At 56.9% G+C, this 14,350-nt stretch carries 12 protein-coding genes; 4 read left to right on the forward strand and 8 right to left on the reverse strand.

Annotation, left to right across the window (positions count from 1 at the left end; genetic code table 11):
* The first annotated feature begins 119 nt into the window (after positions 1-119).
* From DNK49_RS01620 to DNK49_RS01635, 4 genes are read left to right on the forward strand one after another with little or no spacing between them, the layout of a single operon-like run.
* Entirely contained in the window at positions 120-1,073 is a 954-nt protein-coding gene (locus DNK49_RS01620; protein WP_110522560.1) for a glycosyltransferase family 2 protein, read from the forward strand.
* A gap of 44 nt (positions 1,074-1,117) precedes the next feature.
* Positions 1,118-1,819 carry a class I SAM-dependent methyltransferase gene (locus tag DNK49_RS01625; RefSeq protein ID WP_110522561.1) on the forward strand — a complete coding sequence of 234 codons (702 nt, stop codon included), beginning with the start codon at positions 1,118-1,120 and terminating at the stop codon, positions 1,817-1,819.
* A 20-nt stretch (positions 1,820-1,839) separates the two neighbouring features.
* Positions 1,840-3,078: a glycosyltransferase family 2 protein gene (locus DNK49_RS01630; protein WP_110522562.1), complete on the forward strand. Its 1,239-nt coding sequence runs from the start codon at positions 1,840-1,842 to the stop codon at positions 3,076-3,078.
* Positions 3,075-4,256 (forward strand): glycosyltransferase family 4 protein, encoded by a 1,182-nt coding sequence (locus tag DNK49_RS01635; RefSeq protein WP_110522563.1) that lies wholly within the window; start codon positions 3,075-3,077, stop codon positions 4,254-4,256. Before DNK49_RS01630 ends, DNK49_RS01635 begins: the two co-directional genes overlap by 4 nt.
* Before the next feature lie 44 nt (positions 4,257-4,300).
* Here the strand turns inward: DNK49_RS01635 and DNK49_RS01640 are convergent, their stop codons facing one another.
* The 8 genes from DNK49_RS01640 to DNK49_RS01675 are packed head-to-tail and all read right to left on the reverse strand — an operon-like array spanning position 4,301 to position 14,345.
* Entirely contained in the window at positions 4,301-5,269 is a 969-nt protein-coding gene (locus tag DNK49_RS01640) for a glycosyltransferase (protein WP_165843250.1), read from the reverse strand.
* 10 nt (positions 5,270-5,279) lie between these two features.
* Positions 5,280-6,245: a glycosyltransferase family 2 protein gene (locus DNK49_RS01645; RefSeq protein WP_110522565.1), complete on the reverse strand. Its 966-nt coding sequence runs from the start codon at positions 6,243-6,245 to the stop codon at positions 5,280-5,282.
* Between the two features lie 3 nt (positions 6,246-6,248).
* The gene (locus DNK49_RS01650) at positions 6,249-7,211 is read right to left on the reverse strand and encodes a polysaccharide deacetylase family protein (RefSeq protein ID WP_110522566.1); all 963 of its coding nucleotides are present in this window, start codon (positions 7,209-7,211) and stop codon (positions 6,249-6,251) included.
* A gap of 1 nt (position 7,212) precedes the next feature.
* The gene (locus DNK49_RS01655) at positions 7,213-8,532 is read right to left on the reverse strand and encodes a putative O-glycosylation ligase, exosortase A system-associated (protein WP_110522567.1); all 1,320 of its coding nucleotides are present in this window, start codon (positions 8,530-8,532) and stop codon (positions 7,213-7,215) included.
* Positions 8,533-8,537: 5 nt separating this feature from the next.
* Positions 8,538-9,908 carry a phenylacetate--CoA ligase family protein gene (locus DNK49_RS01660; RefSeq protein ID WP_110522568.1) on the reverse strand — a complete coding sequence of 457 codons (1,371 nt, stop codon included), beginning with the start codon at positions 9,906-9,908 and terminating at the stop codon, positions 8,538-8,540.
* On the reverse strand, positions 9,905-11,164 hold the full coding sequence (locus DNK49_RS01665) for a glycosyltransferase (RefSeq protein WP_110522569.1): 1,260 nt from the start codon (positions 11,162-11,164) through the stop codon (positions 9,905-9,907). Before DNK49_RS01665 ends, DNK49_RS01660 begins: the two co-directional genes overlap by 4 nt.
* Entirely contained in the window at positions 11,157-12,368 is a 1,212-nt protein-coding gene (locus tag DNK49_RS01670; protein ID WP_110522570.1) for a TIGR04063 family PEP-CTERM/XrtA system glycosyltransferase, read from the reverse strand. Before DNK49_RS01670 ends, DNK49_RS01665 begins: the two co-directional genes overlap by 8 nt.
* Before the next feature lie 45 nt (positions 12,369-12,413).
* Positions 12,414-14,345, reverse strand: a complete 1,932-nt coding sequence (locus DNK49_RS01675; protein ID WP_110522571.1) for an XrtA/PEP-CTERM system amidotransferase — start codon at positions 14,343-14,345, stop codon at positions 12,414-12,416.
* Positions 14,346-14,350: the final 5 nt, after the last annotated feature.

Genomic DNA, 14,350 nt, shown 5'->3' on the forward strand with positions numbered 1-14,350 from the left:
CGCTCTACATGTAGTGCTTAGCTCATTAATCAAGCTTTCATTATGAATATAAACAGTTTGTAGTTAGAAAAAGACACATCGACAGTGCATCATTTCGGGACTACGTTTATGGAAAGCACATGAGTTCAAGACCCTCTGTTTTTGTGATCATCGTCACCTACAACGGCGCCTTGTGGATTCGACAGTGCCTCGAATCACTGCGATCCAGTGCATATCCATGCAGACCTATCGTCGTCGACAATGCATCCAGCGATGGCACCCAACGGATTGTGCAGGAGGAGTTTCCGGAAGCGCTACTACTAGAAGAAAAAAATAATCATGGCTTTGGCATTGCCAACAATATAGGTATTGCTAAAGCACTTGACTTAGCAGCGGACTATGTCTTTCTTCTCAACCAGGACGCATACGTACTGAATGACACGATTGGAAAGCTAGTTGACGCACTAGCGAGCAACAAGGACTATCTTCTCGCAACCCCCCTTCACTGCAGTCCCGACACAAGCCATGTCGATCCGACGACACAAACCTGGTACTTACAAAAGTACTGCCCGGATTTCATTTCCGATGCTTGCCTTGGACAAACCAAGGATTTTTATCCCATAAAGGGAGTTAACGCAGCAGCATGGCTAATATCCAGAAAAGCCATTTTAAAAGCAGGGGGATTTGATCCACTTTTCTTCATGTATGGGGAAGACGACGATCTAATAAATCGATATGCCTATCACGGACTACAGTTCTTGCTGGTTACAAAATCCCTGATAGTCCATTTAAGAAAGAAGTCCCCTCCAACGAAAATCACATGGCTGCAATCAGTAAAAAAATCCGGGGTTCGCATCCGATCCAATCTACTTTCGGACATGAAGAGCCCAAGCAACAACTCCGCAGCCCTGAATATTTTGATACTAATCTGCAACGGCATCTTAAAACCTACGATTGATTTTCTAATCGACCGAAATATCGCAACCCTTTTTGCCCATTATTATGCCTTCTTCTCCACACTGAAGTGCTTCAGAATTGCCTCTAAAAACTCTGAGGCATGTAAAAATGAAGGACCTCACTTTATTTCCCAATAGCAGCGACTGTTGCACCAAAATTTGCACAGAAGGGAGAGGAAACCATGACAATGAACGAGTCGTACACCGGACTAAGACCTGACTTGCTGAAGCATGTAACCAAAAAAAAATGTGAGGTACTTGACTTAGGCTGCGCAACAGGGGCAAACGGGAAATGGCTCCTCGATTTCGGTATTGCCACCCTTGTAGAAGGAGTGGAATACGATCCTGAGATGGCCTCTCAAGCCGCCAAGTTCTACCACCGCATATACAACCTAGACCTGAACTCCGAACACGCATTGCTTGATGCCATAACGGACAAGAAATTCGACTACATACTTCTAGGTGACATCCTTGAGCATCTACACGACCCATGGAAAACCCTAAGCTCGGCACGAATGCTTCTCAAACCAGAAGGCAACGCGATTATTTCAATCCCCAACATTGGCCATATTGACACACTCATCCATGTCTTTATCAAAGGATACTGGCCATATAACGACAGGGGAATTTTTGACCGAACCCATCTACGATTCTTTACGCTCCAGAACATCAAGAATCTCGTCAAAATCGCAGGATTAGAGGCAGTGGTCATTGAAAGAAACTTCAGATACCGAGACGCACTAAATAAAGAGTTTCCATTCTATGGCGTAATATTGAAATCGCTATTCAAGAACCTATACACTTTCCAATACATCTTGGTATGCAAGAATAGCGGCTCACCAACATCAGACCACCTTCCTACGCACAGCCTCAGCCACATTTAAATATTACTCATCAACCATCGATGACAGACAATCCGAATTTACAGGTCGCACACAGAGCACCGCTGACCACTAACGACCGCTCGTCGACCAAAGCTGCAGACGTCACAGTTGTAATCCCCACATTCAACCGATCCAATTTCCTACCTGAGGCTATTGAAAGCCTATTAAATCAAACCATTCCGCCACGACGACTGATTGTTATCGACGATGGCAGCACCGACGACACCCAAGAGGTAGTCAGGCATTTCGGAGCTCGTATAGAGTATATCCGCAAGGAAAACGCAGGCAAGGCAAAAGCGCTGAATCTGGCCTTAACCTTAATAGATACCGAATATGTCTGGTTCTTTGACGATGACGACGCAGCATATCCTGAAGCCTTGGAGGCTCTGATTAAGCCCTATATAACCAGCCCAATGCTTGGTTTCGTTGCAGGCTCTTTCGACAGAGCTGAGTCCAAAGGCTCACTCTTTGAAGCGACAATCACGAAGACCCCTTACCCCTACGAGAATCAGTCTCAGCACTTTCAACGGGCTCAGCTATTTAGACACTGCACCATACTTATGTCAGGTGCGCTATTAAGAACTGAAGCAGTAAGAGCAATTGGCGGATTTAATGACATTCTACTGAGAGGGCAAGACTATGACTTAATGGTAAAGCTAGCATCAAAGTTCGAATTTCAACACTGCAATCGATGCGTCTATATATTAAGAGAACACTCCGGCCTCCGAGGGCCGAACTCAATGAAACATGACGCAAACACACGTTTGAAGGTGTGGGCAGAGTTCGAATCTGAAATTGGAGAATATCTAATCTCTCAGGTCCCTCTAGAAAAATTCACTCTCGATGACACCAGTCAAGCTGTTGAAGTAAACATCCGCCGGCACAATTACATTGTAAAGGCTTGGGCTCTCGCCCCTAAACTAGACTCGGCATACGCTTTTACAGAGATTGAAAACGCGTTTAAAACGGATTCATCAACTCCGATTTCGGCGACAGAGGAAGATCTGCTGAAAAACATGTTCAATCACCAGTTCATCTATCATCGCATACCTTCGATAAGTATAGAAAAGCTTAGAACCATATCTCGTACAAAGAATGGAAGATCTGCGCTAAGAATGATGACAAAAGGTATCTATTGGGCAACTCAAAGGCGTGACCAATCTTCTCTCAGCAGGTTTAAGTTACTCTTCAGCGCCGCATTCATTTTCTCTGCTAGCGTCGTTTTCGGACTGATAACACCTACATCACGGTCAAAATGAAGATTGCGCTTCTCTGCTCTGGCCTTGGCCATATCAATCGTGGCCATGAAGTCTTCGCACGTGGCCTTTTCGACCTACTGAAGGCCGATGTCAACATCACCTTGTTCAAAGGCGGTGGAGTACCGGCACCCAACGAACAGCTGATCCCAAACCTGCCTCGCAGATCGGCATGCCTCGACCACATCCACATCATCGCGTCGCCGAAATGGGCAGACTCACTACGTGAACAGGAGCGCGAACGCATCGAAGCAGTCACGTTTGCCTATGCGGCGCTTCGACCTTTGCTTGAAGGAGGCTTCGACGTCATCCATTGTCTTGAGCGGGAAGTGTGCGAAATCCTCTACGCGCACCGTCACCTGTTCGAGCGTACTCCCCGGGTCGTATTTTCAAACGGCGGAGCGATTCCGGCCCGAGACCTGCCACCGTGTGATTTCGTGCAGGAGCATACTGAGTACAACCTTGCACAGAGTGCCCGTGACAAAGCATTCATGATTCCTCACGGCGTAGACCTGAGCCGATTTCATCCCAATGTCGAAAGCGATTTTCGCGCCCGTCATGGCATTCCTGATGAGGCCTTGCTCGCGATCAGCGTCGGCACGATCTGCTACTGGCACAAGCGCATGGATCATGTCATTCGCGAGCTCGCGCCTTTACAAGATGTGTATCTGGCCATCGTCGGTCAGGAGAGCGATGACAGTCCTGCAATCAAGAAGCTCGGCCATGACTTGATGGGTGACCGAGTCGTGTTCACAACACTTAGCCATGATGTGTTGCCACAAGCTTATGCAGCCGCTGACGCGTTCGTGCTCGGATCGCTGTTCGAGACCTTTGGAATTGTCTATATCGAGGCCATGGCCATGGGACTGCCGGTGATCTGCACCGAGCATCCGAACCAGAAAGGCATCGTCAAGGAGGGGGTGTTTGTGGACATGGGCAAGGAGGGTGCGCTGCGCGAGGTGATGCAGAACACCGACCGTGCACGACTGCGGGCAATCGGGGCCAAAGGGCCGGTCATTGTCAGAGAACACTACGACCTGCAAGTGCTGAAAGGTGCATACCTTGCACAGTATGCAAAAATTGCTGCTGCACCGGCAGAGCTTCCCCGTTACACCCTTCGCAACCGCATCCGTGCCAATCTAAATAACGCTGCCAGGAAGATTTCAGGGGTATTCAGATAGGCGCACCGACCGATACCGGCGCGACCAACTGATGATCTCAACAGTCAGCGACCGCGGCCCGAAGTCGATGAGAACATGGATCTGAAACCCGAGCGAACGAGATAAAGCCACGCCCTCATATTGGCGGGCTGATGTTTGACCGCAGCAAGATAGGCCTCGCGGGCAAGCGTGATCGAACCTTGATGATAATGCGCATAACCAAAATCTCGGGCCAGTTTGGCAAGGCGTGACTCGATCTGGGCGATCGGCAGGGATTTTCCGTCTGGTGCGGTCAGCCCCCAGGTTTCCAGGGCGCGCTGCACCACCAGGTATTCAAAATTCTGCTTTTTCGGCGCACTGGTCAGGCTTGCCGGCGCCGAGCGGTAAAAGGAATAGACGGGGGCTAATTTGTGAATCGGACAGATACGCGAGACGCGCAGCCAGTAATCGTAATCCTCTCCGATGACCAACGAGGTGTCGAAACGTCCGACGGCCTCGGCGACTGAGCGCCGCATCATTACCGTCGAGGTATGCACGACACAGTCAAGCAACAACGGCAGATATAGCCAACCAGACAACTCCGGCTGAGCTGGTAGATTCTCGGGTGGCGGCGAGGGCCAGTGATAGACGCCTCGATCATCCGGGCGCCAGACCAGCCAGCGATGAAAGGCGACGCCGACCTCGGGATGCGCGGTCAGATAGGAGACCTGCGCAAGCAACTTGCCCGGGAACCAACCGTCATCAGCATCCAGAAAGGTGATGAACTCGCCCCTGGCCTCCGCCAGCCCACGGTTGCGTGCCGCAGCCACACCGCCATTGGCCTGGCGTATGATGCGCACCTCCGGCGCCTCGCGCTCAACGACTTCCGCTGTCCCGTCAGTCGAGCCATCATCGATCAGCAGTACCTCGATCGGTTCGTAGTGTTGAGCACGCACGCTACGTATGGCATCCATGACGAATGCGCGTGCATTGAAGGCCGGGATGATGACAGAGACCAACGCCTTCGGCGGCAAGGGTTGCGCTTGCTGTTCCACGCTCATCCGCTTAGTGCCGGTTCCGGTTTGACGGGAGCAGCCCCTGCACGGCGAGCTTCACAACGGCCATGAGATTGCGCCTTCTCAAGCCGAGGCGTGCCGACCGGACATGCAGTGCCATGGCCTCGCCAAAGCGGCCGTGCAGACGACACCGATAGGCCCAGTCGAACAAGGTCTGGGCTAGATGGCGATGTATCGTGTCTTGATCCGACCGCGACAAACCGGAATATCCAAGCATGGTTTCATAGGCCTTGATCAGGTACGGCGCATGATCGGCAGCACTGGCCGCGGCCTCGAAGGAAATGTTATCGCCATGGAGCTGATACCGGATCTGAGCGCTTTTCAGGCAAGCAAAGGTGGTCTGGCGGGACAGGCGGACCCAGAACTCGAAGTCCTCGGCAATACGCAGCGACTCCGTCATCAATGACCTTGCAAATTCGGCCCGCATGACGACGGAAGACAAATTGAAATAACAGCCATATTCGAGCAGGTGCGACGAATAGGCCGGCGTGAAGATGATCGCCTCGTCGTCCTCATCGGCGCGTGGGGCGAGTGCCAGCTTGCGATCGAAGTTCGGCCCCATGTAGTCCACGACCACGCCATCCTGCTCGTACTGTGCCCTGCCAAAGACAAGGCCTACGTCGGGGCGCTTTCGGAATAGCCGTGCGGCAGCTGCCAGATGCCCCGGAAGAAACTGGTCATCGGAGTCAAGCAAGGCAACGAGCTCACCCTGAACCGCAAGAATGCCGGTATTGCGGGCCCCGGCAGGCCCCTTCCCGCGAGCATTGGAGAGGATACGAACCGGCTGCCCCGCATATGCTGTGTCGAGCCATGCCACCGTACCATCGGAGGAGCCATCATCAACAACGATGACTTCCACTTCGAGAGTTTCGCAGGCCTGGCTCAATGCGGAGTCAATGGCGCCGCCAATCTGATGGCAGCGGTTATAGGTCGGAATGACAACGGAGATCTTCATCGACTATTGCGAAATGATGGCCGGGCGGCGCAGATTCTGCAGCAAGCGGGCGCCGAATCGCAGCTTGTTTCGGTCCCAGGGCGTAAAGCGCAGCAATTGATAGGGGTCCGAGTCGCGGGTGTTTGCCCCCCAGTGGGTGGACACCGCGGCCTCAAACCCAAGCTCTCGCACCATATTCACATGAACGGGCCGATAGTCGCTTCCCGGCTTGCCATTCGGATAGGCAAACAAGCGTACGGGCTCGCCCAGCAACTGCTCGAGATGGGCTTTTCCGCTTTCAATCTCCTCTCGGGCCTGCTCAAGCGAGGTGACAGCCAGAATAGGATGGCTCACCGTGTGTGCGCCGATGATCATGCCTGCGGCACGCAAGGCCCGAAGTTGCGCCGAACTCATCATCAGATCGTCCGGCAACGTTACTGCGCAGTGTGATGCGATCCGTTCGACAGTCTCCAGACGCTCGTCGGGCTGCATGTGCTTGACTGCAGCAAGCAGACGGTGCATTGCATGACGCTTCGCATCAATATCGCCGAGGGATAACTCGCGCAGTCCATCAAGGCCGGTGTCGAGCACGGATAGTGTGGTGTTTCGCAGCGCCTCGATGACGGTGTCGTTCCACATCCGGCCGCCATCAAGAAATCCGGAGGCGACGAAAAAGGTTGCCGACACCCCATGTCGTTGCAGGATCGGCAAGGCCTGGGTGTAGTTGTCCGCGTAACCATCGTCGAAGGTGATCGCCGCGGCACGTGCCGGCAAGGAGCCTTCGCGCAAACACCGCGCCGCCTCGTCCAGCGGCAGGACATTGAACCACGCCGTGGCCCATTTGAGTATCTGATCAAAGCGGGTGACATCGGGTTCGTCCGGGAACAGCGGATCCGGCTCGGCCAGTACCCGATGAAAGATCAGGATCGAGAGCCGGGCTTCACGCCCCGGAGGCGACACCAGGGAGAAAGCAGTCTTGAACACCATGTCAGGCTGAAGTACTGGCAGGAAGTGGATTGCGCTTGTTGCGCCAGAGGCCGGCGTACTGCAGCAGTGTCCCCGGAGGCTCGCGCTCCCAGCCACGACTGAGCACCCAGCGGTGTGCCAACACCACCATCACCATCATGTTGTACGGCAGGTCGAAATACGGCATCGACAAGAAGGCACCGCCCACAGCAAAGCCCACGAGGCTGACCTGGATCATTGCCCCCAGGTCACCTACCCAGCGGGCCTCGGCAATGTCACGCGAGATCTTGCGCAATCGTCCGGCCCACAGGTAGGTGCTGAACCACAGTCCAATATAGATGAACAGGCCGATGAAGCCATGGTTGCCCAGGATCTGGAAGTAGATGCTATGTGCAGCGATCACGTTTTCGTTGTAAACCCCGTACAGGGTGAAGAACAGTTGGTGCTGATACGACATGCCACCACCAAACAGATTGTGCTTGGCCACCTCAATGGCAACCAGCCAACCGTTGATCCGGCCCATTGCAGACTGATCTTCTTCGTAGGTCTGGATCGTGCCCATCCGATCCCACCATTCCTGGGGCATCATCGGCAACATCACCATAACGACGAACAGCAAGGCAAGCGTCATCAAACCCTTACGCCGGCTTCGCCACCACAACACCGCCCCCATCGCAGCGATCGCCAGCAACGCACCTCGAGAATGACTGCCAAGTGCTGCAGCCACGCAAAGCAACATGATGACGCTCATCAGATTACGCGCCCACTTCGACTCCAATTGAAGCTGCAAGAAGTGAAGCAGAGGGACGGCCATGATCAGCGCCAATGCAAAATGGTTGTTGTCTGCGATGAAAGATCCGGTTGGCCCCCAGACCTTGTGCGCACCGCCGCTCAAGACGGTAAACACCCCACCTTTGGCCCCCAGAAGCGCAAGAGACATCGTACTGACCCAGACAAAGGCCATGGTGTGATGCTTGTTATGCAACAGGGCAAGGGCAACAAAGGTCATGAAATAGATCTTCATGACCTTGTTCCATTGTGCATAGTCGCCATCGACATCGTATCCCATGAGCCACGAGAGCGTGATCCATATCGTCAATGCGACAAACCACCCGACCGGCGCACCCTTGAAAGGGCTTTCCTTATCCTTGGTAAAAAAGAAGCCCAGCAATGTCGAGCCAGCTGCAACCGCTGCCAGCGGCGCATCGTAGGCGAATCCCCAGGAATAACGATGCGGATTCATGATGCTCAGCCAGGTCCACAGCATGACACCGATCCATGGCCGCTTCAGCGCCATGAGGGCAGCAGCGATGACGATGGCGACGATGACCAGATCCCGCATGCTGCTTACCCCTGACCCTGCGCCGCATTGCGCACATGACTGACGATGTAGCGGAACTTGCCTGACTTTTCTGCGGCGATGGCGGAAACGCGCTCCACCTCGACCTTGACCGTGTCACCGAGACGACGCTGGAAGCCCTCGATGATCTTGCGTACGTCATCCGGGTTGAACGAGGCGTCGGTGACCAGTTGAACGCGTGTCAGCTCAAGACTCTCCTGGATCACCTTGAACGACTGCACGCCGGTCAGATCACGAACGATATAAACCAGCGACAAGCCATGCAGCACGGTGCCGTCAGCCGCAATGACGAAATCGGTGCTCCGCCCCTGAATTTCCTTCAGCACAGGCAAGCCGCGCCCGCATGCGCAGGACTCGGTTCCAAGCACGCCGATGTCGCCCGTCCGGTAACGAATGAAGGGGTAGTCCCGGGTGGCAAGATGGGTCACGACAATTTCCCCTGCCTGCCCGGGAGGCAACACCTTGCCATCGTCGTCGATGATCTCGACAACGATGTCTTCGGCGGTGATGTGCATGCTACCGGACGGACATTGATGGGCGATGAATCCCGCATCGCGGCCACCATAGCCGTTGGCCACCGGGCACCCGAATACGCGCTCCAGGACCGCCCGTTGATGGTCGTACAGGCGCTCGGAGGTGACGAACACCACCCGAACACCCAGATCATCCAGCCGCACACCGCGTTTCTCGGCGTGCAGGGCGATATGGCTGATCGCTGACGGATAACCGAACAACATGCGCGGCCGTACGGCGCGAATCCGGGCCAGAAACTGGTCGACACGCGCGTCCGACATCTCGAAGGCGGGCAGTAGTTCGGTACGCATCAGCTTATCGCGAAACAGGCGCACCCGGTCCTGCGCACCAAGCTCGATGGGCGACCCCCAGACGACGATTTCGGGATCGCCGATATCCACATTCCACCACCGGGTTGCGCGCCACTTGGCAGCGACGTCATGCGTCACCCGCTCGGTGCCAATGTAGAAAATCAACGGCTCACCGGAGGACCCCCCGGTATTGAATCGGGCCAGGCCACTCGCGTCCTCTGCGCGGAGCGCATCGCTGTTGGCCCGGATGACCGCCTTCGTCAGAAAGGGCAGTTGCTGCAAGTCTGCCAGTGATTGGACCTGTGCAGGATCGAAGGACAAGCTGGCAAACAACTCGCGGTAGTACGGTACCTTGCGCCCGGCCTGCGACAGCAGGTTCTTCAGCCGCTCGAGCTGAACGTCCAGAATGCGCGCCTGCGGCCACCATTGCCGGTCTTCCATGTCACGCCGGACGCGTACGGTGTCATGGTGCTTCAGCTTCTCCTGCAGCGGAAAGAGCACGCCAGAGACAAAGCGGGTGTAAAGATCGCTCAAGATGCAGTCCTGTTCGATTCAAGATGACCGGGCACCACGGTCGATGCACGCCCGGTCAGGCTCCGGAACACGCGGCACAAGCGTTCCACCCGCTCATCCCAGCTATTGGCTTCGGCATACTGGCGAATCCCTGTCCGGTCCCAGTCGCGCCGCAACGCATCGGCAATGGCGTTAGCCAGCGCGTCGGCATCACCAAAGGGTACGACTTCTCCCAGGGCAGGGCTATTAACCACTTCTCGATTGCCGCCGACATCCGTCGTCACTACCGGCAGACCACACGCCATCGCTTCAAGAAAGACATTGGCCCACCCCTCATTTCGGGTGGACAGCACGAACACATCCGCTGCGGACAAGGGGAGTTTGAGCGCGTCTGGCGGAAGGCTGCCGAGGAATCTGACGCACCCCTGCAAGCCCAGCTCTGCGACCTGGGCTTCGAGCGCGGGTCGGTTGTTGCCTTCCGCGCTGGCGCCGCCAACAATCAGGTACTGCAGATCGGGCCAGGTTTCACGCAAGCGCGGCAGCAACTCGATCACGCGGTGGAAACCCTTGCGTTCTACCAACCCTCCAACACTGATCAGGACGGGCGCCTCTGGCGGCAGGCCGAGTTGAGTACGGGCCTGCCCGCGCGGAACCGGTGCAAACCGGCCGGCATCCACGCCGTTGCCGACCACGTCGATCTTGTCAGCCGGCACGCCCAGTCCCACGGCAACCTGCTTGAGTGCATCCGCGACCGCAAACACCCGCGCCGCCCCCAGCAGTGCTGCCTTCAGCAAGGGAGCAAGACGCGGATCTCGGGCGTGACGCGATTCGGTTCCGCGCAAGGTGATGGTGACCGGCACACCCAACCACCGCCCCAAGCGTACCGCGGCATCGCCATCCGGATAGCCGAAATGCGCATCGATCAAGTCAAGACGCCCCGCGCGCTTGAGCGCTCTCAGGCGAGGGTAGGCACACAACGCCATGGCCAGTCCGTCGAGATGCTTCAATACCCCGGGAAGCGACAGAAAGCGCGGGAACCACACGTCTACGCCGGACTGCTTCTCCCAGCCCGGCGCTCCCGGACGAAAGTGCGGACGCCAGCGGCGGATGATGCCCTGCAGCGGAAACCAGGGGACCGGGGCGACAACGCACAGCGGCAGGCGCGCACCGACCCGGAACATGCGCTCACGCACGAAGGGCCCTGCGTTGGGCTGAACACTGCTTGGAAACAGGCTGCTCAGCACCACGACATGCGGCGCGCTTTCCGGCTCAGCCATTTGCGCGCCCTGCAGCGGTCAGCCGCGCATACGGCTGCTGATAATGGGCGACGCTGTTGGTCCAGTTCCGCACCGACTCGACAAACTCACGCCCAGCGCACCGCATGGCAGGCCAGCGGTCGCGCCCAGCCAACATGTCAGACACGGTTTCGGTCAGGGCCTGGGCGCTTCCCGCGGCAAACAGGCGACCGGTCACCCCGTCCCGGATCAGCTCCTTGTGCCCGCCCACATCGGATGCGGCAAAAATACGCCCCTGAGCCATGGCCTCCAGCGGCTTGAGCGGAGTCACGAGTTCGGTCAAGCGCATGGAGTGACGCGGGTAAACCAACAGATCAATCTGATCGTAGTAGCGGCTGACTTCGCTGTGCGGTACGCGCCCGGTGAACACCACCTTGTCGGTCACACCAAGTTGTGCCGCCTGAGCCTTTAGATTGGCCTCCTGCGGTCCGCCGCCAACCAGCAAGATGCGCAGGTCCGGATTGCTTGCAAGCAATCCCGGGAAAGACTGCAACAGCAGGTCGAGCCCTTCGTAGGCATAAAAGGACCCGACAAAGCCCAGTACCGTGCGCCCTGCCAAACCCAGTTGCTGTCGAAGTTGCGGATCAGGATCGCCAGACAGCTGAAAACCCTCGACATCCACCGCGTTGGGAATGACGGTGACACGCTCTTCGGGAATGCCTCGGGCGACGATATCCGCTCGAAGGCCCTCGCAGATGGTGAAGGCATGTCCCACCCGCTTCAGCGCCCAGGTTTCCATTGCGCGGGTGGCACGATAGCGCAGGCTACCCTCGGCCGTCGTGCCATGATCCACCGCGGCGTCCTCCCAGAACGCCCGGATCTCGTACACCACCGGAATGCCTAGGCGCTTGCCGACGCGGATAGCCGGAATGGCGTTGAGCACCGGCGAATGCGCATGCAGGATGTCGGGCTTCAGCTCGCGGGCCAGTTGTTCCAGCCGCGCTTCTGTTGCGCGCATCTGGCGCAATTCGTTGATACCGGCAGGTCCCGCTGCAGGAACCGGCGTACGAAAGAACCGGAGTCCGTCCACCGTCTCATCGGCTACCTGGGTCGCGCCCTGCTTGGGCGAGGTCAGGTGATAGGTTTCCCATCCCAGCGCGCGTTGCTCACGCAGGATGGCCGCAGTACGGAAGGTATAACCGCTATGCAGCGGAATCGAGTGATCAAGAATGTGAAAGATGCGCATCGGGGAAAATCACTTTGGCCGGATCAATGGATCAGATCAATGGGGTCAGACTCGATTGATCCTGGGGGCAGTCGAGTCTGACCCCACTGATCCTTCATTGCGCAGGAACGCCTCAAACATGAGCACGGTCCAGAGCGACGCACTGTAATCGCGCGCACCTGACTGATGTGCGTCGACCAGATGCTGGAGATAGTTGCGGTTGAAGATGCCGGTGGCCGCCAGCGTATCCCCCAGCACCGCATCGCGTACGCGCTGCTTGAGCGGACCACGAAACCAGCGCGCCAGCGGTACGGAGAAGCCCATCTTCGGCCGATACAGCACATCGTTGGGCAACAGCGGCTCCATGGCCTTCTTGAACAGGTACTTGCCTTCCTGCCCCTTGATCTTGAGTCCTGACGGCAGGGTGGCAAGCCACTCGACGAGTTTGTGATCCATCAAGGGCTCACGAACCTCAAGCGAGTGAGCCATGCTGGCACGATCCACCTTGGTATTGATGTCACCCACCAGGTAGGTCTTGAGATCGATGTACTGGATCAGCGCCAGCGCGTCGTCCGTCTGCGCCTGATCGGCATGCCGGCGGAACACCTCGATGGCATTGTAGCCACCAAGTTGTCTGCGGAAGTCCGTTGAAAACAGGCTGCGCCGCATCTCGTCGCGCAGAATGGAGACCGAGTGGAAATAGGCCTGCACCGAGTCGCGCGCAAGCGCCTGAAACGTGGTCTTGGCGCGGAACACGCGCGGCGCCCAATCTGCTTTGGGGTAGAGCCGCCCGAGCAGCCCGAACACCGGTCTGCGCACCCCGTGCGGCATCGCACTGCGCATGCGCTCTTCCATCAGATGCATGCGGTAACGACGATAGCCACCGAAGCTCTCGTCCCCACCATCTCCGGAAAGCGCCACGGTAACCTGCTTGCGCGCCAACTGACAGACGCGGTAAGTGGGGATGGCCGAGCTGTCGGCATAGGGCTCATCGTACAAGGCAGCAAGGGTGTCGATCAGATCGAAGTCGTCTGACTTGACCGTCTCCACGAAATGCCGGGTCCGGTAGCGATCAGCCACCATCTGGGCAAACTCGGATTCGTTGAACTTGGGATCGTCAAAGGCGATCGAGCAGGTATTGACCGGCTCCTCACTCAACCCGGCCATGGTCGCAACCACTGCGCTGGAGTCCACGCCGCCTGAAAGGAAGGCGCCCAGTGGCACCTCGGCAATCATGCGCAAACGAACCGATTCACGCAGACGCTCGGTCAGCTCACCCGTGGCCTCCGCCAGCGACACCGGATTGTCGAGCGAAAAGCGCACGTCCCAGTAGCAGCGAGGAGCCGGAATTGCCTGACCACGGCGGATGCATAGAGACTCGGCCGGCTGAAGCTTGCGCGCGCCCTTGAAGATGGTACGGGGCTCGGCCACATAGCCAAGCGCGAAGTACTCTTCGACCGCCAGGGGGTCGATGCGCCGATCCAGCCCGGGATGCTGCATCAGCACCTTGAGCTCCGAACCAAAAATCAATGTGCCGTCATCCAGGATCGCATAGTGCAGCGGTTTGACGCCCAGGCGGTCGCGCGCCATGAACAACGTCTGCTGGTTACGATCCCACAGCACAAAGGCAAACATGCCGCGAAAGCGGGTTACGCAGTCTTCGCCCCAGGACTCCCACGCGTGCACGATGACTTCGGTGTCGCTGCGCGTATGGAACACATGCCCCAGTGCTTCGAGCTCGGGCACCAGTTCCTGGAAATTATAGATTTCGCCGTTGAAGACAACAGCAACGCTGCCATCTTCGTTAAACAGTGGCTGCTGCCCAGTGGAGATGTCGATGATGGACAGGCGGCGGTGCCCGAACGCAAGGCCAGGCTCGAAGTAGAGATCCCCCTCGTCCGGCCCGCGGTGATACTGGATGTCATTCATCCGCTGCATCAGCGCGCGGTCGAAATCACGCCTGCCGCGGGTATCGAATAAACCGGCAATGCCGCACATCGTTG

It is taken from the genome of Parazoarcus communis SWub3 = DSM 12120 (genome assembly GCF_003226565.1).
GTDB lineage: Bacteria > Pseudomonadota > Gammaproteobacteria > Burkholderiales > Rhodocyclaceae > Parazoarcus > Parazoarcus communis.

Excerpts from the sequence above, each read along its gene's own strand:
- DNK49_RS01655 (WP_110522567.1), bottom strand. The coding sequence starts at position 8,532 with ATGCGGGATCTGGTCATCGTCGCCATCGTCATCGCTGCTGCCCTCATG.
- DNK49_RS01670 (WP_110522570.1), bottom strand. The coding sequence starts at position 12,368 with ATGCGCATCTTTCACATTCTTGATCACTCGATTCCGCTGCATAGCGGT.
- DNK49_RS01665 (WP_110522569.1), bottom strand. The coding sequence starts at position 11,164 with ATGGCTGAGCCGGAAAGCGCGCCGCATGTCGTGGTGCTGAGCAGCCTG.
- DNK49_RS01650 (WP_110522566.1), bottom strand. The coding sequence starts at position 7,211 with ATGGTGTTCAAGACTGCTTTCTCCCTGGTGTCGCCTCCGGGGCGTGAA.
- DNK49_RS01635 (WP_110522563.1), top strand. The coding sequence starts at position 3,075 with ATGAAGATTGCGCTTCTCTGCTCTGGCCTTGGCCATATCAATCGTGGC.
- DNK49_RS01625 (WP_110522561.1), top strand. The coding sequence starts at position 1,118 with ATGACAATGAACGAGTCGTACACCGGACTAAGACCTGACTTGCTGAAG.
- DNK49_RS01675 (WP_110522571.1), bottom strand. The coding sequence starts at position 14,345 with ATGTGCGGCATTGCCGGTTTATTCGATACCCGCGGCAGGCGTGATTTC.
- DNK49_RS01630 (WP_110522562.1), top strand. The coding sequence starts at position 1,840 with ATGACAGACAATCCGAATTTACAGGTCGCACACAGAGCACCGCTGACC.
- DNK49_RS01645 (WP_110522565.1), bottom strand. The coding sequence starts at position 6,245 with ATGAAGATCTCCGTTGTCATTCCGACCTATAACCGCTGCCATCAGATT.
- DNK49_RS01620 (WP_110522560.1), top strand. The coding sequence starts at position 120 with ATGAGTTCAAGACCCTCTGTTTTTGTGATCATCGTCACCTACAACGGC.